The following is a 26,777-nucleotide window of genomic DNA, read 5'->3' on the forward strand; positions in this document are numbered from 1 at the left end:
GTACGGACCGGCGACCCCTCGGCGTGACCGGGGGCGGTCGAGCGGATCAGTGGTCGGTCAGGTACTCCTCGAGCACCGGCCCGACCACCGCCAGCACGTCTGGCTCGATCATCTGGTTGTGCTCGCAGTCCACCCGCACCTCCCGGATGTCGCCGGTGACGGCGGGCCGCCATTCATCGGGCGAGTGTCCGTCCCCGCCGGAGCGGCCGGCGGAGAAGAAGAGGATGTCGCCGTCGAACACCGACGGGCTGAACTCGTTCATGATGTGAGCCGAGTTGGTGAACCCGGCGCTGATCCGTTCGAGGTGCACGGCAGTCAGGCCGGTCTCCTGGCCGAACGACTCGTCGAGCAGTTCGACGGCCCGGGTGTAGGTCAGCGCGCCGTTGCCGGTCATGGCGTCCGGTTCCACGTCCAGGCCGAGTCCGTGCAGCAACTCCTCCACGCTGAGGCGGTCCGGGGTCCCGTCGTCTTCGTCGGTGACATAGCTGTCCATGATCGCGAGCGTCGAGACCGCCTCGCCGGACCGGCGCAGTTCGACGGCCATCGCGTGCGCGATCACCCCACCCAGAGACCAGCCGAGCAGGTGGTAAGGGCCGTGGTCCTGGACGGCCCGCATCTCCTGGACGTACCGGTGCGCCAGCTCCTCGATCGAGGAGAAGGTCGGACCCCCGCTGATCACCGGGAGCTGGAGCCCGTAGGCCGGGCGGTCGGCGGACAGGTGCCGCACCAGCCCCGTGTAGCCCCACGAGAGCCCGATCCCGGGGTGCACGCAGAACAACGGCGGCCGGGTGCCCTGCGGGCGCAGGGGGATGACCACGCGCAGGGCGTCGTCGACGGGGGCCGGCTGTACGCCGGACTCGTCGAGCAGCCGGGCCAGCCCCGCCGGGGTCGGGTCGAGGAACAGCGACTGCAACGGCAGCAGCTTGCCGAGTCGGGTCTGCACGTCGGCGACGACCCGGGTGGCGATGATGGAGGTGCCTCCGAGGTCGAAGAAGCTGTCGGTCACGCCCACCCGGTCCACCCCGAGCACCGACTCGAAGGCCTCGGCGACGGCGCGTTCGGCAGTCGTGCGCGGCGCCAGGTAGTCGTCGTCACGCGAACCGAACTCCGGCGTGGGCAGGGCCCGGCGGTCGAGCTTGCCCACCGGGGTCATCGGCACCTCGTCGAGGACCACGACGGCCGAGGGCACCATGTGCGCGGGCAGTCGCCGCGAGGCGTACTCGCGGATCTCGGCCGGTGCCACCACGCCGCCGTCGGCGCAGTACACGTAGGACGCGAGCAGGATGTCCCCCGACGGCCCGGGAAGCCCGAAGGTGGCCGCGAAGGTGATCGAGGGGTGACGGGCGAGCACCGCGTCGATCTCGCCGAGCTCGATCCGGAAGCCACGGACCTTCACCTGGAAGTCGCTGCGGCCGATGTACTCGATGGTGTGGACGTCCGGTTCCCCCTCGACCGGGGACGGCGTCGCCCGCCACCGCACGACGTCACCGGTGCGGTACATGCGCTGCCCCGGCTTCCCGAACGGGTCGGCGACGAACCGGTCGGCGGTCAGGCCGGGACGGCGGTGGTAGCCGCGGGCCAGGCCGGGGCCGGCGACGTACAACTCGCCCGGCACGCCGAGCGGCACCGGCTGCAGACGGGTGTCGAGGACCATCTCGTCGAAACCGACCGCGGGCCGGCCGATGTTCACGGTCTGAGACGCGGTCATCCGGTCGCTGACACTGGCCTGGATGGTGGTCTCGGTGGGGCCGTAACCGTTGAACATCTTCCGGCCGACGGACCATTTCTGCATCAGCTCCGGCGGGCAGGCCTCGCCCGCCACGGCCAGCACCCGCAGGTTCTCGAGCCCGACGTCGTCCATGGAGGACAGCGCGGTCGGGGTGATGAACGCGTGGGTGACGTGCTCACGGCGCAGCAGGTCCTCGAGTTCGGCGCCGCCGTACACCGCGGGCGGGACGATCACCACGCTGGCACCGGCACTGAAGGCCATCATCAGCTCGAAGACCGAGGCGTCGAAGCTGGGCGAGGCCAGGTGTGAGACCCGGGAGTCGACGGTGACGCGGAACCGGTCGTGCTCCTCGGTGGTGAGGTTCGCGATGCCGTGGTGGGTGATCACGACGCCCTTCGGCCGTCCGGTCGAGCCGGAGGTGTAGATCAGGTAGGCCGGGTTGGTCAGTCGCAGTGGCATGGTGCGGTCCGCGTCGGTCACCGGTGTGGGTGCGGCAGAAGACAACTCGTCGAGCGTCGCGTCGTCGTCGAGCACCAGCCACGGCACCGTGTCCGGCAGGGCGTCCACCCGGGCGGCCACGGTCATGCCGAGCACCGCCTCGCAGTCCGTCAGCATGTACTCGATCCGCTCGGACGGGTACGTCGGGTCCACCGGCACGAACCCGGCGCCGGCCTTGGCCACGGCCCAGATCGAGATGACCTCCTCGAGCGACCGGGACAGTCCCAGCGCGACGAACGTCTCCGGGCCCACCCCCCGCGAGCGCAGCAAGCGGGCCAGCCGGTTCGAGCGTTCGTCCAGTTCGCGGTAGCTGACCCGCTGGTCCTCGAAGGTCAGCGCGATCGAATCGGGGTCCTCCGAGGCCGCCGCCGAGAGCAGTTCGGGCCACAGCTGCGGCCGCCCGCCCGGACGCCCCTGCGCGGGAGCGAACTCGGAGAGCTCGTCCTGGTCGAGGATGGGGATCCCGCCGACCGGGCGGTGCGGGTCCGCGGTGACCGCGTCGAGTATCCGGACGAAGCGGTCGGCGAACCCCTGGACGGTCTCGGGATCGAAAAGGTCGACCGCGTAGTCGAACGCGGCGGACATGCCGGCCGGCTGCCGGTCGTCGTCGAACTCCTCGGCCAGCAGCAGTTCGAGGTCCTCCTTGGCCACCCGGGTGTCCAGCTCGATCCCCTCGACCGTGAGACCCGGCAGGTTCAGCCGTGGGCGTTCGGTGTTCTGGAACTCGAGGGCCACCTGGAACAGCGGGGAGTAGGACGTGGACCGGGCCGGGTTCAGCTCCTCGACGAGCCGCTCGAACGGGACGTCGGCGTTGCCGAACGCGGTCAGATCGGCGTCCTTGACCCGGGCCAGCAGCTCGACGAACGAGGCAGCGGGGTCGACCTGGGTGCGCAGCACCAGGGTGTTGACGAACATGCCGATCATGTCGTCGAGTCCGGCGTCGCCGCGGCCGGCGAGGGGGGTGCCGATCGCGACGTCGTCGGTGTCCCCCAGTCGGGCCAGCAGCATCGCGTACACGGCGTGCACCGCCATGAACACCGTGGACTCCTGGTCGCGGGCCACCGCGAGCAGTCGCCGATGCAGGTTCGCGGGGACGGTGAACTCCACCCGGCTGCCGCGCAGGGTCTGCTGCGCGGGCCGGGGCCGGTCGGTGGGCAGCACCAGCACGTCGGACAGTCCGGCGAGCGTGGTGCGCCAGTACGCGAGCTGCGCCGAGAGCAGCGAGTCCGGGTCCTGGTCGCTGCCGAGCACTTCCTGCTGCCAGAGCGTGTAGTCGGCGTACTGGGCGGGCAGCGGCGTCCAGTCCGGGGTGTCCCCGTGTGTGCGTGAGGTGTAGGCGGCCATCACGTCCCGGGCCAGCACGGCCAGCGAGAAGCCGTCGGCGCAGATGTGGTGCACGACGATGACCAGCACGTGGTTGCGGTCGCCGAGTCGCAGCAGCCGGGCCCGGACCGGGACGGCCAGGGTCACGTCGAATCCGGCGGAGGCGAGGTCCGCTACCCGGGCGGGCAGCTCGTCCTCGGTGGTGTCGACGGTGAGCAGGCCCTCGAGCGCGTACGCGGTGGGCACCGTCTCCTGGACCGGGTCGCCGCCGCGCAGCGGGTACCGGGTGCGCAGCGACTCGTGCCGGTCCACGACGTCGAGGACGGCGAGTTCGAGCGCCTCGCTGTCGAGTTCGCCGGTGAGCCGGACGGCCAGTGGGATGTTGTAGGCGGCCGACGTGGTGTCGAACTGGTTGAGGAACCACATCCGCTGCTGAGCGAGGGAGAGCGGGACCCGGTCCGGCCGAGACGCCGCGGTCAGCGCCGGCCGCGCCGCGGCGGACTCCCCGACCAGCGCGCCGACCCGTTCCGCGAGCGCGGCGACGGTGGGCACCTCGAACAGTGCCCGGACCCCGATGTCGATGCCGAGTTCGGCGCCGAGCCTGGCGGTCACCCGGGTCGCGACCAGCGAGTTGCCGCCGAGGTCGAAGAAGTGGTCGTCGAGGCCGATCCGGTCCACGCCGAGCACCGTGGCGAAGACGTCCGCGACGGTGTGCTCGAGTTCGGTTCCCGGGGCCCGGAACTCGGTGGCGGCGGCGGTCACGAACTCCGGGGTGGGCAGGGCCGATCGGTCCAGCTTGCCGACGGGGGTCAGCGGGATCTCGTCGAGGACCGCCATCGCGGCGGGCACCATGTGCGAGGGCAGCCGGGCGGCGAGGGCGGCGGTGAGCTCGTGCACGTCGAGCCGGTGCCCGGTGGCGGGCAGCACGTAGGCGGCGAGCACGGTGTCGCCGGACGGGCCGGGCACGGCGAGGGTGGCCGCGAAGCCGACCCCGGGCTGTTCGAGCAGCGCCGCGTCGATCTCGCCGAGCTCGATCCGGTAGCCGCGGATCTTCACCTGGAAGTCGCTGCGACCCTGGTACTCCAGCGCCGGTCCGGTGCCGTCGGAGTCGCTGCGCCAGCGGACGATGTCGCCGGTGCGGTACATCCGCTCGCCGGGTGCGCCGTGCGGGTTCGCCACGAACCTCGACGCGGTCAGTCCCGGCCGGCGGTGGTAGCCGCGGGCCAGGCCGGGCCCGGCGATGTACAGCTCGCCCGGCACCCCCTCGGGGACCGGCTGCAGGTGCGCCCCGAGGACCACCTCGCTGACCCCGCGGATCGGGCCGCCGAGGGTGATGGGCTCGCCCACCGTCATCGGCACGCTGATGTTGGACATGACGGTGGTCTCGGTGGGCCCGTACGCATTCGACAGGCGCCGGCCGGGCGCCCAGCGGGCCACCAGGTCGGGCGGGCAGGCCTCGCCGCCGAACACCACGTCGGCGAAGTCGTCGAGGCCGGTGGGGTCGACGGTGGCCAGCGCGGCCGTGGTGACGAAGGCGTGGGTGACCCCCTCGTCCGCGACGAGCCGGGCCAGTTCGGCTCCGCCGTACACGGTGGGCGGCGCGATGACCATGGTGGCGCCGGCCCCGAAGGCCTGCAGGTACTCGAACACGGCGCCGTCGAAGCTGGGCGTCGAGAAGTGCAGGGTGCGCGAGCGCGCGGTCGCCCCGAAGCGCTGCAGCTGGTCCCGGGCGAAGTTGTCGAGTCCGCTGTGGGAGACCAGGACGCCCTTGGGGACGCCGGTGGAGCCGGAGGTGTACACCAGGTAGGCGGCGCTGCGCAGGTCGATCGGGCCGGTGCGGTCGGCGTCGGTCAGGGGCCGCGGCGACCGGGCCGCGCAGTCGGCGGCGAACGCGGGGTCGTCCAGGTGCAGCCACCGCACCGTCGCCGGCAGTCGGTCGCGGTGCGCGGTCATGGCCACACCGAGGGTGGCGCCCGAGTCGGCGAGCATGTGCTCGATCCGCTCCGCCGGGTACGTCGGGTCCACCGGCACGAATGCCGCGCCGGTCTTGGCCACCGCCCACATCGCCGACACGGATTCCACCGATCGAGGGATGCCGAGTGCGACAAAGGTTTCCGGACCGGCGCCGAGTTCGACGAGGGCGCGGGCCAGCCGGCTGGAGTCCTCGTCGAGTTCGCGGTACGTCACGCTGCGGCCGCCACCCGCGCCGTCCGGGGCGTGCAGCGCGATCGCCTCGGGATCACGCGCGGCCGCGTCCGACAGGATCTGCGGCAGGGTGCGCGACGATCCCCCAGCGCCGCCGCGGACCGGGAGCAGCCGCTCGCGTTCCGCCTCGTCGAGTGCGTGCGAGTGGGCGCGCGGCACCGGTGCGTGCGGGTCGGCGGCGACGGCCGCGAGCACCCGGCGGACCCGGTCCGCGATGGCCGCGACCGCGGCGTCGTCGAACACGTCGGCGTCGTACTCGAACTTCAGGTTCAGCCGCTCGTCGCCCGACGCCACCAACGCCAGCGGGTAGTGCGCCGAGTCGCGCCCGTGGATCCCGGCAACCCGCAGTCCGGCGATCTCCGTCTGCGCGGTCAGGCCGGCGCGGTCGACCGGGTAGGACTCGAACACGGTGAGGGTGTCGAAGGCAGCGCCGGGGCCCGCGGCCCGCTGGATGTCGGCCAGGCCCAGGTGGTGGTGCTCGAGCAGGGCCGCCTGCTCGGTCTGGACGCGGTCGAGCAGCTGGGCGACCGTCTCGTCCGGGTCGAGGGTGACCCGGACCGGGATGGTGGTGATGAACAGCCCGACCATCGACTCGATGCCGGGGATCTGCGGCGGCCGTCCGGACACGGTGCCGCCGAACACGACGTCGCTGCGGCCGGTCAACGCGGCGAGCACGATGCCCCACCCCACCTGGACCATCGTGTTGAGGGTGACGCCGCGCTCGCGTCCGAGGGCCCGCAGCCGCTCGGTCTGCTCCTCGGTCAGCGCGACCGCGGCCTCGCTGGAGCCGACGGCGCGGTGCGCGGCGGCCGGCGCCAGCAGGGTCGGCTCGCCCCGGTCGGCGAGGAGCCGACGCCAGGCGTCCGCGGCGTCCGCGGGGTCTCGCCGGGACAGCCAGGTCAGGTAGTCGCGGTACGGGCGGACTGGCGGCAGCACGGCCGGGTCGGCGTCGGTCGCGTACAGGGTGAGCAGGTCCCTGATCACCAGCGGCGTGGACCAGCCGTCGAGCAGGATGTGGTGGTTGGTGATCACCAGCCGGTACTCGGACTCGCCGAGCCGGACCAGCAGCATCCGCAGCAGCGGCGGCGCGGACAGGTCGAACCCGGCGACCCGGTCGGCGTCGACGGTGGCGGCGAACTCGCGGTCCCGGTCCTGCGGGCCGCAGCCGGAGAGGTCCACCTCGGTCCACGGCAGCGTCACCCGGTCGGCGACCACCTGCACGGCCGCTCCGGACTGGTCGTGCACGAAGGCCGCCCGCAGGTTCGGGTGACGGTCGAGCAGCGCCTGACCGGCCCGGCGGACCCGGTCGGCGTCCACGGTGCCGCGCAGGTCCAGCGTCAGCTGCACCACGTACGGGTCCACCGTGGCGTCGGAGAACTGGGTGTGGAACAGCAGGCCGGACTGCAGCGGCGAGAGCGGCCACACGTCGGTGAGGTCCGGGAACCGGGCCTCGAGCCGCTCGATCGCACCCTGGTCGAGCTCGACCAGGGCCAGGTCGGACGGGGTGAGTCCGCCGGTGTCCGGCGCGGCGGCGTGCCGGCCGAGGGCGGTCAGGGCCTCGACCCACAGGTCGGCGAGCCGTCGCACCTCCTCGGCGCCGAGCACGCCGGTCGGGAACGCCCAGGTGGCGCGCAGCCGGGAGCCGTCGTCGGCGGCGAGGGTGACGGCGTTGACGTCGAGGACCGCGGCGACCGGCAGGCTCGGGCTCGGCCCGTCGTCGAGCCGGGTGTCGGTGATGGGCAGCCACCCCGAGTCCAGGTGTTCGAGCTGCTGCGTGCCGGTCAGCCGGCCCAGGTAGTTGAAGCTGATCTGCGGCCGGCGGGGCTCGTCGAGCGGCGGCCGGGCCAGGTAGCGCAGCAGGCCGTAGCCGATGCCGTGGTCCGGGACGGCGAGCAGCTTCTCCTTGACAACCTTCACCGCGGCGCCGGCCGCGGGGCCGCCGGCGAAGGCCTCGTCCAGGTCGACGCCGGCGAGGTCCAGCCGGACCGGGAAGATCGTGGTGAACCAGCCGACGGTCCGGAACAGGTCGGCCCCCGGCACCACATGCTCCTCGCGGCCGTGGCCCTCGAGGCTGACCAGCGTGTCGGCGGCCTCGCCGCCCCGCTCACGGCGCCAGCGCGCCACCGCCATCGCCAGCGCGGCCAGCAGGCCGTCGTTCACGCTGCCGTGGAAGGACTCGGGCACGGCGGTGAGCAGCGCCTCGGTGACCTCGGCGGGCAGCTCGACCTCGACGGTGTCGACGGTGGCGTGGACGTGGGCCCCCGGGGGGGGGGGCCCCCACCAGGATCCGCCAGGAGACGCCGTCGACGGCCAGATGGTGCGCGACCACCAGCAGTCGGCCGGGGCCGGCCGCCGGTGCGAACCACACCGCCTGCAGCAGCACCCCCATCTCGGGGTCGAGCTGGCCGGCGGCCGCGTCGAGTGCGGCGCCGGCGGTCGCGACGAACTCCGGGCCGGTGACCGAGTCCACCTCGACCCGGGTGAGCAGGTCCGCGGCCCGCACGGTCCCCGGCTCCGGCACCTCGAGCATCGGTGCCCCCGACGCCGGCCGGCGCAGGGTGGCGCGGAGCATGTCGTGGCGGTCCAGGACGGCCTGCAGGGTCCGTTCGAGCCCGTCCCGGTCCGCGTCGGCGGGCAGGGTCAGCAGCGCGGTCTGGGTGTACCGGCGAACGTCGCCGCCGCGGTCGAGCAACCAGTGCATCACCGGGGTGAGCGGCGCGGTGCCGACTCCGCCGCCGGGCAGTTCGTCGAGCACCTCGGCCGCCTCGGCGCCGTCACCGCGGGCCACCGCCGCGAGGGCCGCGACCGTCTTGTGCTCGAACACCTCCCGGGGCGTGAGCACCAGGCCGGCGTCCTTGGCCCGGGCGACCAGCTGGATGGACATGATGCTGTCGCCGCCGAGGCCGAAGAAGGAATCGTCGACACCCACCTCGTCGAGGCCCAGCACCTCGGCGAACAACCCGGCCAGCAGCGTCTCCGGGCCGGTCCGCGGGACCCTGCCGGAGCCCGCCGACGCCCCGAAGTCGGGATCGGGCAGGGACTTCCGGTCCAGCTTGCCGTTCTCGGTCAGCGGCAGCCGGTCCAGCACCACGATGGTGGCCGGCACCATGTGGGCGGCCAGGTCGGCGGCGAGGAACTCGAGCAGGCCGTCGCGGTCGGGGGCGGCGCCGGGCTCGGGCACCACGTACCCGACGAGGCGGGTGCGGCCCTGACCGTCGTCGTGCACCAGCACCACGGCCTGCGCGACGCCGGGGTACCGCAGCGCGGCGGCCTCGATCTCGCCGAGCTCGATCCGGAAGCCGCGGATCTTGACCTGGAAGTCGCTGCGGCCCAGGTACTCCAGCTCCCCGGCGGCGCTCCAACGGGCCAGGTCGCCGGTGCGGTACATCCGCTGCCCGGGCCTGCCGTCGGGATCGGCAACGAACCGGCCGGCGGTCAGCGCGGACCGGCCCAGGTAGCCACGACTGACCTGGTCGCCGGTGACGTAGACCTCGCCGGTGGCGCCGGGCGCGACCGGGTGCAGCCGCCGGTCGAGCACCGCCACCCGCAGACCCGGGACCGCACGGCCGATGACGCTGGCCGCGGAGGACGCGGCGCGGGCGGCGTCGAGCGGCAGCCGCGTCACGTGCACCGTGGTCTCGGTGATGCCGTACATGTTGACCAGCCGCGGCGCGTCGTCCGAGTGCCGGGCGTACCAGCGGCCGAGCTGGGCGAAGTCCAGGGCCTCGCCGCCGAAGATCACCAGCCGCAACGCCAGGTCCGGCGCGTCGGGCCCGGACTCGGCTGCCACCCGGTCCGCCTCCGCCAGCTGGTAGAACGCGGTCGGGGTCTGGTTGAGCACCGTCACCCGTTCGCGGCGGAGCAGCTCGAGCATGGCCTCCGGGGACCGGGCGGTGTGGTAGTCGACCACCACCAGCCGGCCGCCGCGCAGCAGCGGACCCCACAGCTCCCACACCGAGAAGTCGAAGGCGTAGGAGTGGAACATCGTCCACACGTCGCGGTCGTCGAAACCGAACTCGTCGGCGGTGTTCGCGAACAGCGTCAGCACGTTGCGGTGTGCGACCTGGACGCCCTTGGGGCGGCCGGTGGAGCCGGACGTGTAGATCACGTACGCCACGTCGTCCGGGTCCAGCGGCGCGCGGCGGTCCGCGTCGGTGACCGGCGCCCCGGAGGCGGCGGCGAGTGCGGTGGTGAGCTCCGGGGAGTCGACGGCCAGTGTCGGCGCGCCGAGCGTGGACAGCTGCGCCGATTCCTCGGCGGTGCACAGGATGCACAGCGGCGCGGCGTCCGCGACGGTGAAGGCGAGCCGTTCGGTGGGGTAGCTGGAGTCCAACGGCAGGTACCCGGCGCCGGCCTTGACGACGGCGAGCAGCGCCACCACCAGGTCCGCCCCCCGCGGCAGCGCGACCGCGACGAGGGTCTCCGGGCCGGCCCCGCGGGCGACCAGCACCCGGGCCAACCGGTTGGCCCGGTCGTCGAGGGCGGCGTAGGTCAGTGTGGTCTCGCCCGCGGTGACGGCGATCGCGTCGGGGAAGCCGGCCGCCGCCCGGCCGAACGCGTCCGCGAGGGTGTCGGTGCCCGCGCCGACGCCCGGCTCGTTCCACTCGGTGAGCATGGCGTGGCGTTCGGCGGCGGTGGTCACCTCGACATCGCCGACCGCGCGGTCCGGGTCGGCGATGACCGCGGCGAGCAGCGCCGTGAACCGGTCGGCGAACCCCCGCACCGTGTCGGCGTCGAACACGTCGGTGGCGAAGGTGAAGGCGCCGGTCATGCCGTCGGGGGCGCCGTCGCGGTCGTACCGCTCGGCGAGGGTGAGCTGCAGGTCGAACTTCGCGACCGCCAGGTCGAGGTCCAGGCCGCCGGCGGTGAGCCCGGGCAGCTCGAGCCGGGGCAGCTCGTTGTTCTGGAACTCGAGCATCACCTGGAACAGCGGCGAGTGCGACGTCGACCGTTCCGGTGCGACGGCGTCGACGAGACTCTCGAACGGGAGGTCGGCGTGGCCGAACGCGGCCAGGTCCGACTCCCGTACGTCGGCGAGCAGCCCGCGGAACGAGGCGTCCGGGTCGATCGTGCTGCGCAGCACCAGGGTGTTGACGAACATGCCGACCAGCTCGTCCAGTCCGGCGTCGCCGCGACCGGCCACCGGGGTGCCGACCGCGAGGTCGTCGGCGCCGGACAGCGCGGACAGCAGCAGCGCCAGCGCGGCGTGCACGGTCATGAACATCGTCGAGTTCGCGCCGCGGGCCAGTTCGGCGAGCCGGCGGTGCACGGCGGGGTCGACGTGCAGCGGCACCGTGGCGCCGCGGAACGAGCGCTGCACCGGACGCGGACGGTCGGTCGGCAGCGCCAGCACCTCCGGCAGACCGGACAGGGTCCGGGTCCAGAACTCGAGCTGCCGCGACAGCAGGGACTGCGGGTCGTCGGCGGTGCCCAGCAGGTCGCGTTGCCAGAGCGCGTAGTCGGCGTACTGCACGGGCAGCGGGGCCCAGTCGGGGCCGTGCCCGGCCGTCCGGGCGGTGTAGGCGGCCATCACGTCCCGGGCCAGCGGCGCCATCGAGAAGCCGTCCGCGCAGATGTGGTGCACCACGATGGCGAGCACGTGCGCGTCGTGGCCGCACCGCAACAGCGTGGCGCGGACCGGTGCGGCGTGGGTGACGTCGAAGCCGGCGGAGACGAATTCCGCGATCCGCGGGGCCAGTTCGTCCTCGGTGACCCACTCGGTGACCAGCTCGGGCAGTGCCGCGACCGCGGGCACGACGACCTGGACGGGCTCGCCGCCGACTCGCGGGAACATGGTGCGCAGGGCCTCGTGCCGGTCCAGGACGTCGAGGACCGCGGCCCGCAGCGCGTCGGTGTCCAGTGCGCCGGTGAGCCGGACCGCGAGCGGCACGTTGTAGGCGGCGGAGTCGGTGTCGAACTGGTTGAGGAACCACATCCGCTGCTGGGCCAGCGAGAGCGGCAGCCGCTCCGGTCGCGGCCCCGCCGTCAGCTGCGGCCGCGGGCCGGTCGCCGGCCGCTCCGATTCCAGCCACCGGGCCAGCGCGGCCACGGTCGGCGCCTCGAACAGGGCGCGCACCCCCACCTCGGTGTCGAGGGCGGCGCCGAGCCGGGCGGTCACCCGGGTGGCGATCAGCGAGTTGCCGCCCAGGTCGAAGAAGTGGTCGTCGACGCCGACCCGCTCGGCGCCGAGGACCTCGGTGAACACCTCCGCGACCGTCCGCTCGAGCTCGGTGCGGGGGGCCCGGTACTCGGCGCCGGAGTTGGCGTACACCGGTGCGGGCAGCGCCGCCCGGTCCAGCTTGCCGACCGGGGTCAGCGGAATCTTGTCGAGCAGCGTGACCGCGTCGGGCACCATGTGGGCGGGCAGCCGGGCGGCGGCGAAGTCCCGGACCTCGGCGCCGGTGAGCGGGCGGCCGTCGACCACCCGGACGTAGGTGGCCAGGCGGGTGACGCCGGCGGCGTCCCGATGCCCGGTGGTGACGGTGAAGTCCACGTCCGGGTGCGTGGCGACCACCGCGTCGACGTCGCCTAGCTCGATCCGGAAGCCACGGATCTTGACCTGGAAGTCGCTGCGGCCGATGTACTCGGCCACACGTCCGCCGTCCGGCGCGCCGCGCCAGCGGACGATGTCACCGGTCCGGTACATCCGCTCGCCGGGTGCGCCGTGCGGGTTCGCCACGAAGCGTTCCGCGGTCAGCGCGAAGTTGTGGTGGTAGCCGCGGGCCAGTCCGGGCCCGGCGATGTACAGCTCGCCCGGTGTCCCCTCCGGGACCGGCTGCAGGTAGGTGCCGAGCACCAGTTCGGAGACGCCGCGGACCGGGCCGCCGATGGTGACCGGTTCCCCCGCGACCAGCGGGTCGCTGATGTTCGACATGATCGTCGCCTCGGTCGGCCCGTAGCCGTTGTGCAGGCGCCGGCCCGGTGCCCAGCGGGCCACCAGGTCCGGCGGGCAGGCCTCGCCGCCGACGCACACGCAGCCGAACTCGTCGAGTCCCGTGGGATCGACGGTGTCGAGCGCCGCCGTGGTGACGAAGGCGTGGGTGACCCGCTCGTCCGCGATCACCCGGGCGAGTTCGGCGCCGCCGTACACGCCGGGGGGCGAGATCACCATGGTCGCGCCCGCCTCGAACGCGAGCAGGTAGTCGAGCACCGACGCGTCGAAGCTGGGCGTCGCGAAGTGCAGGACCCGCGACGCCGGCCCGGCCCCGTAGCGGTCGGCCTGCTCCCTGGCGAAGTTGTCGAGGCCCTCGTGGGTGAGCGCCACGCCCTTCGGGACGCCGGTCGAGCCGGAGGTGTAGATCATGTAGGCGGGATGATGCAGCCGCAGCGGTGTGCTCCGGTCCGAGTCGGTGACCGGCGCCGGGGAACTCGACGCCAGCAGCGCCGGGGTCTCCGGGGCGTCGAGGACCACCCAGTCGACGTCGTCGGGCAGGCGGTCGCGGTCACGGGCGACGGTGACCCCGACCCGGGCGCCCGAGTCGGCGAGCATGTGCGCCACCCGCTCCGGCGGGTAGTTCGGGTCCACCGGCACGAAGGCCGCACCGGTCTTGGTGATCGCCCACATCGTCTCGACGGACTCCACCGACCGCGAGACGGCCAGCGCCACGAACTCCTCCGGTCCGGCGCCGCGCTCGGCGAGCAGCCGCGCCAGCCGGTTCGACCGCTCGTCGAGCTCGCGGTAGCCGACCTCGCGACCCTCGAAGGACAGCGCGACCGCGTCGCCGCGGCGGGCGGCGGTGTCGGCGAGCAGGTCCGGCAGCGTCCGCAGGGACCGGCCGGGGCGGCCGCGGACCGGGACCAGGGCGTCGTGTTCGGCCGGCGAGAGCAGCCACAACTGCGCCAGCGGGAGGTCCGGCGTCGCGGCGAGTGCGTCGAGCGTGCGCCCGAGCTGGGCGCCGATCCGGTCGATGGTCTCGGCGTCGAACAGGTCCGGGAAGTACTCCAGCTTCAGGGTGAGGCGGCCGGTGTCGGAGGCGATCAACGCCAGCGGGTAGTGCGCCGCGTTGGCGGTGTCGTGCACGCCGACCACGTGCATGCCGGCGATGTCGGTGTCCTCGGTCAGCCCGGCCCGGTCCACCGGGTAGGACTCGAACACGGTGAGCGTGTCGAAGGTGGCGGCGGGACCGACCAGCTGCTGGATCTCGCTGAGGCCGAGGTGGTGGTGCTCGAGCAGCGCCGCCTGTTCCGACTGGATCCGTTCGAGCAGGGTGCCGAGCGACTCGGTGGGGTCCAGGGTGACCCGGACCGGCAGGGTGTTGATGAACAGACCGATCATCGACTCGATACCGGGGATCTGCGGCGGCCGCCCCGACACCGTGCCGCCGAAGACCACGTCCCGGCGGTCGGTCAGCTCGCTGAGCACTATGCCCCAGGCCGCGCGGATCAGGGTACTGACGGTCAGCCCGCGCGCGCGGGCCAGCGCCCGCAGTTCCTCGGTGCGCCTGGCCGGGACCTCGAGCCGGACCTCCCGGGACTCGCTGTCGCGGGTGCGGCCGAGACCCAGCGGGCTCAGGAGGGCAGGTTCCTCGATGCCGGCCAGCGCGCGGCGCCACGCGGCCGCGGAGTCGGTGTCCTCGCGGCGGGTGAGCCAGGTGAGGTAGTTGCGGTACGGGTGCACTGCGGGCAGCTCGTCGGCGGAGCCGTCGGTTGCGTACAGGGTCAACAGGTCCCGCAGCAGCAGCGGCATCGACCAGCCGTCGAGCAGGATGTGGTGGTTGGTCAGGATCAGCTTCTGGGTTTCCGGCCCGGTCCGGATCAGCAGGAACCGCAGCAGCGGCGCGACGGCCATGTCGAACCCGAGGGCCCGGTCCGCGGCCATCACCCGGTCCACCTCGGTGCCGCGTTCGTCCGGGGACAGGTCCGCGAGGTCGAGCTCGGACCACGGCAGCTCCACCCGGTCCTGCACCACCTGCACCGGCCGGCCCGTGCTGTCCGCGACGAACGACGTGCGGAGGTTGGCGTGCCGGTCCAGCAGCGCCTGGCCCGCCCGCCGCATCCGCTCGGGCTGCGCGCCGCGCAGTTCGAGCGTGAGCTGCACCGTGTACGAGTCGACGGTCCGGTCGGCCAGCTCGGCGTGGAAGAGCAGGCCGGACTGCAGCGGTGCGAGCGGCCACACGTCGCTGAGCGTGCGGTGGGTCCGCTCGAGCCGGTCGATCTCCGCCTGGTCGAGGGTCACCAGGTCCAGGTCGGACGGGGTGAGCCCACCCGCCTCCGGGGCGGCGGCGTGCCGGGTCAGCGCCTGCAGGGCCTGCGACCACAGGTCGGCGATCTCGCGAACCTCCGGTTCGGTGAGGATCCCGGTGGGGAACGCCCAGGTGGCACGCAACCGGGAGCCGTCGGCGTCGGCGAGCGTGACGGCGTTGATGTCGAGGACCGCGGCGACCGGCAGGTCGGGGTCCTGGACCAGGTTCAGGTCGACGTCGGAGGTCGGCATCCACCCCGTCGGCGCGGTGGTCTCGTTTCCGGCGGTGGCGAACCTGCCGAGGTAGTTGAAGCTGACCTCCGGTACCGGCAACGGTGCCAGCTCCGCGGCGCCGTCGGTGTCCAGGTGCCGGAGCAGGCCGAACCCGATCCCGTGGTCGGCGAAGGCGAGCAGTTGTTCCTTGACCGCCTTGAGTGCGGTCCCGGCGGCCGCCCCGCCCGAGTACGCGGCGTCGAGGTCCACGTCGCCGAGGTCGAGTCGCACCGGGAACAGCGAGGTGAACCAGCCGACGGTGCGGGACAGGTCGGCTCCGGGGACCACGTGCTCCTCGCGTCCGTGTGCCTCGAGGTTGATCAGCGCGCCCGGCCGGGTGTCCGCGTCGCCGCGGTCGCGCCGCCACCGGGTCAGCGCCATCGCCAGCGCGGTGAGCAGGCCGTCGTTGACGCTGCCGTGGTACTTCTGCGGGAGCATGGCCAGTACCCCGTCGCTGACCTCGGCGGACAGCTCCACGGTGACCCGCTCGACCGTGGCGCCGACGTCTCGGCCCGGGTCGATCGCCCGCGAACCGAGCAGCGGATCGGGTGTGGCCAGCGTGCGTCGCCACTGGTCCAGTTCGTCGCGGCGGTCGGCGGCGAGGTCCGTCAGCGCGTGCGCCCACCGTCGCATCGAGGTACCGACCGGGGCCAGCGCCGGCTCGGCGCCGGCCGTCACCTGCGCCCAGGCCGTCGCGAGGTCGGGGACAAGGATCCGCCAGGAGACGCCGTCCACCACGAGGTGGTGCGCCACCAGCAGGATCCGGCCCTGGCCGGCCGCCGAGTCCAGCCACACCACCTGCAGGACGGCGCCCGTCGCCGGGGCCAACCGGTCCTGCGCGGCGTCGAGCTCGGCCAGGGCTGCCGCGGCGAAGGCGTCGGTCCCGGGCGCGGCGTCCACCGGCACCCGCCGGACGTACTCCCCCGCCGGCGCCGAGCCGACCGGCCGCACCTCGACCGCGTCGCGGTGCAGCCGGGCCCGCAGCATGTCATGCCGGTCCACGACGGCCTGCACCGTCGCGACGAGCTGTTCGACGGAGTCCAGGTCGGAGGGGGCCTGCAGCAGGATGTTCTGCGACATCCGGTCGAACGAACCGCCGCGGTCGAGCAGCCAGCGCACGATCGGGGTCAGCGGCAGCTCCCCGACCCCGCCTCCGGGCAGTTCGTCGAGCACCGGTGCGACGGCGTCGCTGACAGTCGCGACCGGTGCCAAGCCGGCGACGGTCTTGCGTTCGAAGATGTCGCGGGGCGAGAGCTGGATTCCGGCCGCCTTGGCCCGGGCCACCAGCTGGATGGACATGATGCTGTCCCCGCCGAGAGCGAAGAACGACTCGTCGGCGCCCACCGAGTCCAGGCCGAGCACCTCGGCGTACAGCCCCGCGAGCATCGTCTCCATCTCGGTGCTCGGCGCCCGACCGGACTCCGGGCGAGAGGTGAAGTCCGGGGCCGGCAGCGCGCGCCGGTCCAGCTTGCCGACCGGGGTGACCGGCAGCTCGTCGAGCACCACCAGCGCGGCGGGCACCATGTATGGCGCCAGCTCCGACCCGACGAAGGCGAGCACCTCGGCGGGGTCGGGGGCGGACCCGGCCTCGGGTACGAGGTAGCCGACCAGTCGGCCCCGCCCGGCGGGGTCGGGCCGGGTGGTCACCACGGCGTGCGCCACTCCCGGGTAGCGCGAGAGCGCCGACTCGACCTCGCCGAGCTCGATGCGGTACCCGCGGATCTTGACCTGGAAGTCGCTGCGGCCCAGGTACTCCAGGTCGCCGACGGTCTGCGTCCCGGTCCCGGCGTTCCACCGCGCCAGGTCGCCGGTCCGGTACATCCGGGCGCCGTCGGTGCCGAACGGGTTGGGCACGAACCGTTCGGCGGTGGTGCCGGGGCGGTTGCGGTACCCCCGGGCCAGTCCGGGCCCGGTCACGTACAGCTCCCCGGTGACACCGCGGGGCACCGGCCGCAGCCGTGCGTCGAGCACCAGTTCGCCGCAGCCGAGCGGCGGCCTGCCGATGGTCACCGGGAGGGCCGGGTCCATCGGACCGGTGACGCTGGTCGCGACGGTGGCCTCGGTCGGGCCGTACGCGTTGAACATCCGGCGCCCGCCGCGGACCCACTGCGCCACCAGTTCCGGCGGGCAGGTGTCACCACCGGTGATCACGACGCCGAGGTCGTCGAGGCCGGTGGCGTCCACCGACGACAGCGCCGCGGGGGTGACGAACGCGTGGGTGACGCGTGCGTCGCGCAGCAGGTCGCGCAGTTCCTCGCCGCCGTAGACGGTCGGGGCGGCGACGACCATGGTGGCGCCGGCGCCCAGGGCCAGCAGCAACTCGAGCACCGAGGCGTCGAAGCTGGGCGAGGAGAAGTGCAGGGTCCGCGAGTGCCGCGTGACCCCGAACCGGGTGCGCTGGTCCTCGGCGAAGTTCGCGAGGCCCCGGTGCGTCACCACGACGCCCTTCGGGACACCGGTCGAACCGGACGTGTAGATCAGGTAGGCGGGATGGTCGAGCGTCAGCGGGACCGTCCGGTCGGCGTCGGTGACCGGGGCCGCGGACAGGCCGGCGAGTTCCGCTGCCGTGTCCGCGTCGTCGAGCACGAGGTGGGGCACCGCGTCCGGGAGTGACTCGCGGTGGGTGGACAGGGCCAGGCCCAGGACCGCCCCGGAGTCCTCGAGCATGTGCAGGATCCGGTTCGCCGGGTAGTTCGGGTCCACCGGCACGTAGGCGGCGCCGGTCTTGGCGACCGACCACACCGCGAGGATCGACTCGAACGAGCGCGGCATCGACACCGCCACCACCGATTCCGGTCCCACCCCCCGCTGGATCAGCAGGCGCGCCACCCGGTTCGAGTGTTCGTCGAGATCGCGGTAGGACACCTCGCGCCCGGCCACGACCAGGGCGGGTGTGTCCGGATCGACCGCGACCGCCGCGGCCAGCAGTTCGGGCAGCGTGTGCGGCGCCACCGCCGGGCCACCGGCCACCGGCGTCAGCTCCGTCCGTTCGGTGGGTCCGAGGATCTCGGCGTCCCCGATCGGACGGTCCGGCTCGGCCGTGACGCCGGCGAGGATCCGCTGCAGCCGGTCGGCCAGCACCGCCACCGACGACCGGTCGAAAAGGTCCGTGGCGTAGGTGAATCCGGCCGTGATGCCGGCCGGCGCCCCGTCCTCGTCGAACTCTTCGGCACAGGTCAACTGCAGGTCGAAATTGGAGATGTCGGTGCCGAGGTCGATGCCCTCGACGGTCAGTCCCGGCAGTTCGAGCCTGGCCCGCTCGTTGTTGCGGAACTCGAACATCACCTGGAACAGCGGCGAGTGCGCGGTGCTGCGTTCCGGCGCGAGGGCCTCCACGAGTCGTTCGAACGGGACGTCCGCGTGGTGGAACGCCTCCAGGTCGCGTTCGCGGACGTCGGCCAGCAGTTCGGTGAACGACGCGCCGGGATCGACCGGGGTCCGCAGCACCAGGGTGTTGACGAACATGCCGACCAGGCCGTCCAGCGCGGCCTCGCCGCGGCCGGCGATCGGGGTTCCGACGGCGATGTCCTCACCCGCGCTCAGCCGCGCCAACAGCACCGCGAGGGCGGCGTGTACCGCCATGAACACCGTCGAGTTGCGTTCCCGCGCGGTGGCCACGATGCGACGGTGCAGCGCCGCATCGACGGTGAAGGTGAACTCGGCCCCGGCCAGCGACTGGGTCATCGGGCGGGGGCGGTCGGTGGGCAGGTCGAGCAGGTCCGGCAGCCCGGCCAGGGTCTGCGACCAGTAGTCGGTCTGGGCGGCGAGCACGCTGTCCGGGTCGGCGGGGTCGCCGAGCGCGGCGCGCTGCCACAGCGTGTAGTCGGCGTACTGGACCGGCAGCGGCGCCCACTGCGGGGCCTCCCCCTGGACGCGGGCTCCGTAGGCGGCCATCACGTCCCGGGCCATCGGCGCCATCGAGAAGCCGTCCGCGCAGATGTGGTGCACGACGATGGTCAGCACGTGCTCGCCGGGGCCGACCCGCAGCAGGACGGCCCGCAGCGGCGGCGCCGTGGTCACGTCGAACCCGGCACGGGCCAGGGCGGTGATGCGCGTCGGCAGTTCGTCCTCGGTGACCGGGACCGTCTCGAGGCCCGGCAGCGCGTCCGCGGCGGCGAGCACCTCCTGGGTGGGCTGGCCGCCGCGCAGCGGGAACCTGGTGCGCAACGACTCGTGCCGGTCGAGGACGTCCATCACGGCCGCGCCCAGCGCGTCGGTGTCGAGGTCCCCGGTCAGCCGCACGGCCATCGCGATGTTGTACGCCGCGGAGGTGACGTCGAACTGGTTGACGAACCACATCCGCTTCTGCGCCAAGGACACCGGCAGCGGATCCGGCCGCGTCGCCGGTTCCAGTGCCGGCCGTTCGACGCCCCGGGCGCCCGCGGTCTCGATCCGCAGGGCCAGCGTCGCCACCGTCGGTGCGTCGAACACCTCGCGGACCCCGACTTCCGTGCCCAGCGCGGCATTCGCGCGGGCCACCAGGCGGGCGGCGACCAGCGAGTTGCCGCCGAGGTCGAAGAAGTTGTCGTGCACCCCGACCCGGTCCGAGGCCAGCAGGTCGGCGGCGATCGAGGCCAGGATCTCCTCGACCGGGTTGCGGGGGGCCACGAACTCGGCCGCGGAGGCCAGGAACTGCGGCTCGGGCAGGGCCCGACGATCCAGCTTCCCGGACGGGCCCAGCGGCAGCTCGTCGAGCACCACGATCTGCGCCGGCACCATGTACGGCGCGAGTTCCGTTGCGGCGCTGACGCGTACCGCGGCCGGATCGGGGGCGGCGCCGGGAGCGGCCACCACGTAGCCCACCAGGGCCTCACCGGTGAGGTCGTCGTGGTGGACCACCACCACCGCCTGCCCGACGGCCGGGTCGGTCAGCAGCGCCGCCTCCACCTCGCCGAGCTCGATGCGCTGACCGCGCAGCTTGACCTGGAAGTCGCTGCGGCCCAGGTACTCGAGCGCCCCGCCGCGGACCTTCCCCGGGGCCGGTCCGGGCAGCCCCAGCCGGCGGACCACGTCGCCGGTCCGGTACATCCGCGGGGCGGGTCCGCCCGCGGCACCGGTGGCGAACGGGTTCGCCACGAAGCGGTCCGCGGTCAGGTCGGCGCGGCCGACGTAGCCGCGGGCCAGCTGCACGCCGGCGAGGTAGAGCTCGCCGCGCACGCCCACCGGGACCGGGTGCAGACGCGAGTCGAGTACGTACACCTGGGTGTTCCAGACCGGCACGCCGATCGGCACGCTGTCGCGGTCGGCGGACGAGGTGGGCCAGGCGGTGACGTCGACGGCCGCCTCGGTGGGGCCGTACAGGTTGTGCAGCTCGGCTCCGGTGAAGCGGCGGAAGGCCTCGGCGGTGGTCGGGGGCAGCGCCTCGCCGCTGCAGAACACCCGGCGCAGCCCGGCGCAGTCGTCGGCGCGGGCCCCGGCGAGGAAGGCCGAGAGCATCGACGGCACGAAGTGCAGCGTCGTCACGGCGCGCTCGGCGATCAACCGGGACAGGTAGCCCGGATCGCGGTGCCCGTCCGGGGCAGCCAGGACCAGCCGGGATCCGGTCTGCAACGGCCAGAACAGCTCCCACACCGACACGTCGAACGTCGTCGGCGTCTTCTGCAGGACGACGTCGGACCGGTCCAGCGGGTAGGTGGCCTGCATCCACCGCAACCGGTTGACGATGGCGCGGTGGGTGACGGCCACGCCCTTGGGCCGGCCGGTGGACCCGGAGGTGTAGATGACGTACGCGGTGTTGTCCGGCCGCAGCCCCGCTGCCGGGAGGTCGTCGGCGGTCAGCGGGCCGGCGTCGCGATCGGACAGGTCGAGGGTGTCCACCGCGACCGTGTCGATGCCGGTGTCCGCGGGCAGTGTCTCCTGGTCGGCGGCGGTGGTGAGTACGCACACCGGAGCGGCACTGTCGAGGACGTAACGGGTGCGCGCCTCGGGGTGGTCCGGGTCCAGCGGCACATACGCGCCGCCGGCCTCGACCACCGCGTAGATGCCCACCATCAGGTCCAGGGACCTGCGCATCGCCACCGCGACCCGGGACTCCGGCCCCACGCCGCGTGCGATCAGCGCCCGGGCCAGCCTGTGGGTCCGGGCCGCGAACTCGGCGTAGGTCAGTTCCTCGTCGCCGCAGACCAACGCCACGGCTTCGGGGGTGCGGGCCACCTGCGCCTCGAAGAGGTCGACGAGCGTGCCGTCGGGCACCTCCGCCGCGGTCGCGTTGAAGTCCTCGACCACCCGGCGGTGTTCGTCGGGGCTGAGCAGCGGCACGTCCCCGACGACGACCGTGGCGTCGTCGGCGACCGCCTCCAGCATCCGGACGAAGCGGTCCGCCAGCGCGGACATCGTGGTCGCGTCGAAAAGGTCGCGGGCGTAGGACATCTGACCGGACACGTGGCCCGGCCGACCCTGTTCGTCGGTGTGCTCGGTGGCGATCACCTGCAGGTCGAACTTGGCCGTCCCGGTGTCGACGTCGTCGACGTCGACGGTGAGGCCGGGCAGGGTCAGGTGCCCGTCCACGGCACCCTGCAGCACCAGCATCACCTGGAACAGCGGCGCGTGCGCCGCCGTCCGGTTCGCCGCCACGGCCTCGACCAGTCGCTCGAACGGCAGATCCGCGTGCCGCAGCGCCTCGAGGTCCCCGGTCCGGGTCCGCCCCAGCAGTTCGGTGAACCTGGTGCCGGGGTCGACCTGGGTGCGCAGGACCAGGGTGTTGACGAACATGCCGATCATGTCGTCGAGGTCCGGGTGGCCGCGGCCGGCGACCGGGGTGCCGATCGAGATGTCCTCGGCGCTGCTCGCGCGGGCCAGCACCACCGCCAGCGCGGCGTGCAGCACCATGAACAGGCTGGCGTGGTGCTCGCCGGCCAGTGCCAGCAGTCGGCGGTGCAGGTCCGCGTCCAGCGTGAAGTCGACAGCGCCGCCGCGCATCGACGGCTGGGTCGGGCGTGGGCGGTCCGCCGGCAGGTCCAGGACCTCCGGTGCGCCGTCGAGGGCCGCGGTCCAGTACTCGAGCTGCCGGGACAGCAGACTCGCCTCGTCGTCGACCTCGCCGAGCAGTTCACGCTGCCAGGCCGCGTAGTCCGAGTACTGCACTGCCAGCGGGGTCCAGGACGGCGCCGCGCCCTCGACCCGGGCCCGGTACGCGGTGAGCACGTCCCGGGCCAGCGGCCCCATCGACAGTCCGTCGGCCGCGATGTGGTGGACCACCAGCACCAGGGTGTGCGAGGTGGGCGCGGTGCGCAGCAGCCGGGCCCGCAGCGGCGGCTCCGTGGTCACGTCGAAACCCTCCGCGCCGAGCGCGGCGACGCGGCGCCGCAACACCGGCGCCGGCACGTACTCCGGCGTCAGGTCGGGCAGTGCCTCGTCGGCGGTGAGGACCAGCTGTACCGGTCCGTCGGGGGTGTTCGGGAAGACGGTGCGCAGGGTCTCGTGCCGGGTGACGACGTCGGCGACGGCCGTCCCGAGCGCCGCCTCGTCAAGTTCACCGGTGAGCCGGACCGCGATCGGGATGTTGTAGACCGCCGAGGTGTGGTCCAGTTGGTTGACCACCCACATCCGCTGCTGGGCCGGGGAGACGGGAGCGGGACCGGTGCGCGGCCGGCGCACCAGGGCCGGCTCGCCGGACGCATCAGCCCCGCCGGAGGCGAGGAAGGCGTCCACCCGGGTGGCGAGGCCTGCCACCGTCGGCGATTCGAAGAGGTCAAGGACGCCGAGTGTGCTTCCGAGCGCCGCGTTGGTCCGGGCCACCACCCGCGTAGCGACCAGAGAGTCTCCGCCGAGGTCGAAGAAGCTGTCGTCGATGCCCACCCGGGGGACGCCGAGCAGGTCCGCGAAGATGGTGGCGATCCGCTCCTCGGTCGGTGTGCTCGGTGCCCGGTACTCGGCTGCGCCGGTGTCGAACTGGGGCTCGGGCAGCGCGTGGCGGTCGAGCTTGCCCGCCGGCGTCAACGGCACCTCGTCGAGCACCACGACGGTGGCGGGCACCATGTGTGCGGGCAGTGCCTCGGCGGCGTGCTCGAGCAGCTCGGCGCGGTCGATCGACATCCCGGGCAGCGCCATCACGTAGCCCACCAGCGAGAGGTCGCCCGAGGGGCGGGCGTACCCGGTGGTCAGGGCGTACCCGACCGTCGGGTGGGCGCGCAGCACCGCGTCGATTTCGCCGAGTTCGATGCGGTAGCCGCGGATCTTGATCTGGAAGTCGCTGCGGCCCAGGTACTCCAGTTCCCGGCCGGGTGTCCACCGGGCCAGGTCGCCGGTCCGGTACATCCGTTCGCCGGGCCCGCCGTGCGGGTTCGCCAGGAAGCGCTCGGCGGTGGTCCCCGGCCGGTCGCGGTAGCCGAGCGCGAGTCCGTCGCCGGTGACGTACAGCTCGCCCGGCACGCCCACCGGCACCGGGTGCAGGCGGCGGTCCAGCACCATCTCGCCCGCGCCGCGGGTGGGGCCGCCGATGGTCACCGGCCGCCCGAGGGCCAGCGGCGAGCTGATGCCCGCGACCACGGTGGTCTCGGTCGGACCGTACGCGTTGAACAGGGCGCGGCCCGGTGCCCACTGCGCGACGAGCGCGGGCGGGCACACGTCACCACCTGTGATCACACACTGGAGGTGGTCGAGGCCGGTCGGGTCGACGGAGCCGAGCGCGGCGGGCGTCACGAAGGCGTGGGTGACGCGTTCGCGACGCAGCAGTTCCGCGAGCTCCGCGCCGCCGTACACGGTCGGCGGCGCGATCACCATGGTGGCGCCGGCCGTGGTGGCCATCAGCAGTTCGAGGATCGAGGCGTCGAAGCTGGGCGAGGAGAAGTGCAGGGTCCGAGCGGAGCCGGTGATCGCAAAGCGCGCGGCCATCTCGGCCGCGAAGTTGGCCAGCCCACGGTGACCGACCACCACGCCCTTCGGGACACCGGTGGACCCCGACGTGTAGATCAGGTACGCCGGGTCGTCGATGCGCAGCGGCCGGGTGCGGTCGGAGTCGCCGACGGCGGACGTGTCACCGCCGGGGGCCCCGTCCGGTTCGTCGAGGACGAGCCACGCGGTGCCGTCTGGAAGTCGGTCGCGGTGGGCACGGACCGTCAGGCCGAGGGCGGCGCCGGAGTCGGTGAGCATGTGCTCGATGCGGTCCGGCGGGTAGTTCGGGTCCACGGGCAGGAAGGCGGCCCCGGTCTTCGCCACCGCCCAGGTGGCGGTCACCGACTCGAGCGAGCGGGCGATGGCCAGCGCGACAACCGATCCGGGACCGGCGCCGCGCCCGATCAGCGTCCGGGCCAGGGCGCTCGAACGCGCGTCGAGTTCGCGGTAGGTCAGTCGCTCGTCGCCCAGGACCAGCGCGTGGTGGTCGGGGTCGACGGCGGCGGCGGCGAGGATCTGTGCGAGGGTCCGCGGGGCCACCGGGTCGGGGCCTCGTACCGGGGCCAGGGCCGCGTACGCGGCGGCGTCGAGGATCGCGATGTCCCCGACCGGTCGATCAGCGTCGGCGACCGCTGCGTCGAGGACCCGGCCCAGTCTGACCGCGAACTGTTCGACGGTGGCGGCGTCGTACAGGTCGGCCGAGAAGTCGATCCGGACGGTGAGTCCACCGGGTTCGCCTGAACGGGACAGGCTTTCGGTCAGGTCCAGGTTCAGCGCCGATTCGGGGTGGTCGACCTGCCCGGCGCCGGCGGTGAGCAGCACCTGCGGCGCGGCCGGCCGCGGCCGTCGGCCGTCGGCGGCGAGCGCCTCGGCGATCCGCTCGAACGACAGCTCCACGTGCCGGAAGGCGCGTTGCTCGGTGTCCCGGGCCCGGCGCAGGTGGATCGCGAAGGTGGCGGCGGGGTCGACGGTGGTTCGCAGCGGGACCAGGTCGGGCGGGCCGGCCACCGACGCGTCCGGGCGTCCGGCGTCCGGCCCGTCGATTGCCCGGTCGTTCGTCGCACCGAGCGGGGCGCCGATGACGATGTCGTCGGACTCGGTGACCCGGCCGAGCAGCACACCGAGTGCAGTGTGCAGGACGGTGAAGGCGGTGACGTCGTGTCGCCGGCCGAATTCGGCCAGCGCCGCGTGCCGGCCCGCGTCGAGTGCCAGGTCCACCGTGCCGCGTCGGGAGGTGCGGTGTGCGGGACGGTGTCGATCCGGCCGCGGCAGCGCCGCAACCTCGGGGAACCCCGCCAGTTCCGTGGTCCAGAACGCGATGTCGCCGGCCTCGCGCAGCCTGCGGGCGCCGAGCGCCGCGGACTCGGGGTGCAGGTCTGCGATCAGGGTGGACGGGTCGGCCGCGAGCAGTTCGTGGATCAGTTCCACGAACCGGCGGTGGTGGGTGCGTAGTTCCTCGTCCCCGTAGCGGTTCGGGTTGCCCCGGAAGTCGACGAGAGTCCGGGCGGGCGAGCCACTTTGGTAGATGTTGACGAGGAGGTCCTGCACCGGACCGGACGTCACGATGTGGTACTCCCCGACGATCGACCCGAGGGTGATCTCCTGGTGGAAGAGCATCACGTTGACCATCGGGCCGCTCAGGCCCTCCCGGCCGCCGGTCATGCCCGCGTCGCGGCGGATGTCCTCGAGGCTGCAGCGCTGATGACGCAGGGCCCCCATCAGTTCCAGTTGCACCCGCTGCACCAGGTCGGTGACGGTGTCGTCGGCGTCGACGGTGATCCGCAGCGGCGCGACGTTCACCAGCATGCCGCCCGAACGCTGCAGCGGCGCGGTGGTGCGAGCCGACACCGGAAGGTTGACCAGTACGTCGTGCTTTCCGGTCATTCGTGAGAGGTAGCAGGCGAATCCGGCGATCAGCAGCGCAGCCGACGTCGCCCCGACCACCTCGTCGGACGCGTTCAGTCGGTCCAGCGCCGCGTCGGAGAGTTCGGCACTCTCGAGCCGGCTTCGGGCCGCCGCGGGGCCCTCGCGTTCGGCGAGGGTGGAACCCTCCTCGATCCCCACGATGTGCCGTGCCCAGTACTCACGGTCGGCCGCGAACCTGCTGGAGTCCCGGTACTTCTGGTCCAACTCGTAGAGCGTCCGCAACTCCAGGGCCCGGTTCGGTTCCGGCTCCGTCCCCTTGACCTGCGCGGTGTACAGCGCGGCGATGCGGTTCACCATCACCATGCCGCTGTACCCGTCCAGCGCGACATGGTGAATTCGCGTGTACCACAGGTAGTCCCGCTCCCCGACCTGCAGAACGCTCATCGCGACCAGGCGGTCGTGAGTGAGCCGGATGGGCGTGACGTAGTCGTTGTCCATCCAGTCGTGTGCCGCGGCGACCGGGTCGGCCTGCCCGCGGAAGTCGACGAACTCGACGGTCGCGTCGATGGTGTGGTCGACCATCTGCCGCGGTTCGCCGTCGACGTCCACGAGACGCAGGAACGGAGACTGGAACTCGTGTGCGGCGGTGACCGCCGCGGCGCGCAGTACTTCGAGGTCCAGGTCTCCGTGCAGGTCCACGTACTGCGCGATGAAGGTGGGCACCGCCGGCGCGAGTTGTTGGGAGAACCACATGCTGCGCTGGACCGCGGTCAGAGGGAAGGCAGTGGAGGGGCCGGCCGGGTGCTGAGCATGCTGTTCGCCGGTCTTGGTGCGATCCGCATCCGGATCAGTCGAGAAGAAATCCGTCAT

At 73.2% G+C, this 26,777-nt stretch carries 2 protein-coding genes; both read right to left on the minus strand.

The window, feature by feature from the left end:
* Positions 1 to 46 precede the first annotated feature (46 nt).
* Positions 47 to 7,939, minus strand: a complete 7,893-nt coding sequence (locus AC1DWC_RS19600; protein ID WP_477910691.1) for an amino acid adenylation domain-containing protein — start codon at positions 7,937 to 7,939, stop codon at positions 47 to 49.
* Positions 7,860 to 26,777 (minus strand): non-ribosomal peptide synthase/polyketide synthase, encoded by an 18,918-nt coding sequence (locus tag AC1DWC_RS19605; protein WP_477910693.1) that lies wholly within the window; start codon positions 26,775 to 26,777, stop codon positions 7,860 to 7,862. The genes AC1DWC_RS19600 and AC1DWC_RS19605 overlap by 80 nt, the downstream gene beginning before the upstream one ends.

The sequence above is a fragment of the Rhodococcus sp. P4_C10 genome, from assembly GCF_056402135.1.

What these genes read in the sequence shown, in the direction of transcription:
- AC1DWC_RS19605 (WP_477910693.1), bottom strand. Translation starts at nt 26,777, where the DNA reads ATGACGGATTTCTTCTCGACTGATCCGGATGCGGATCGCACCAAGACC.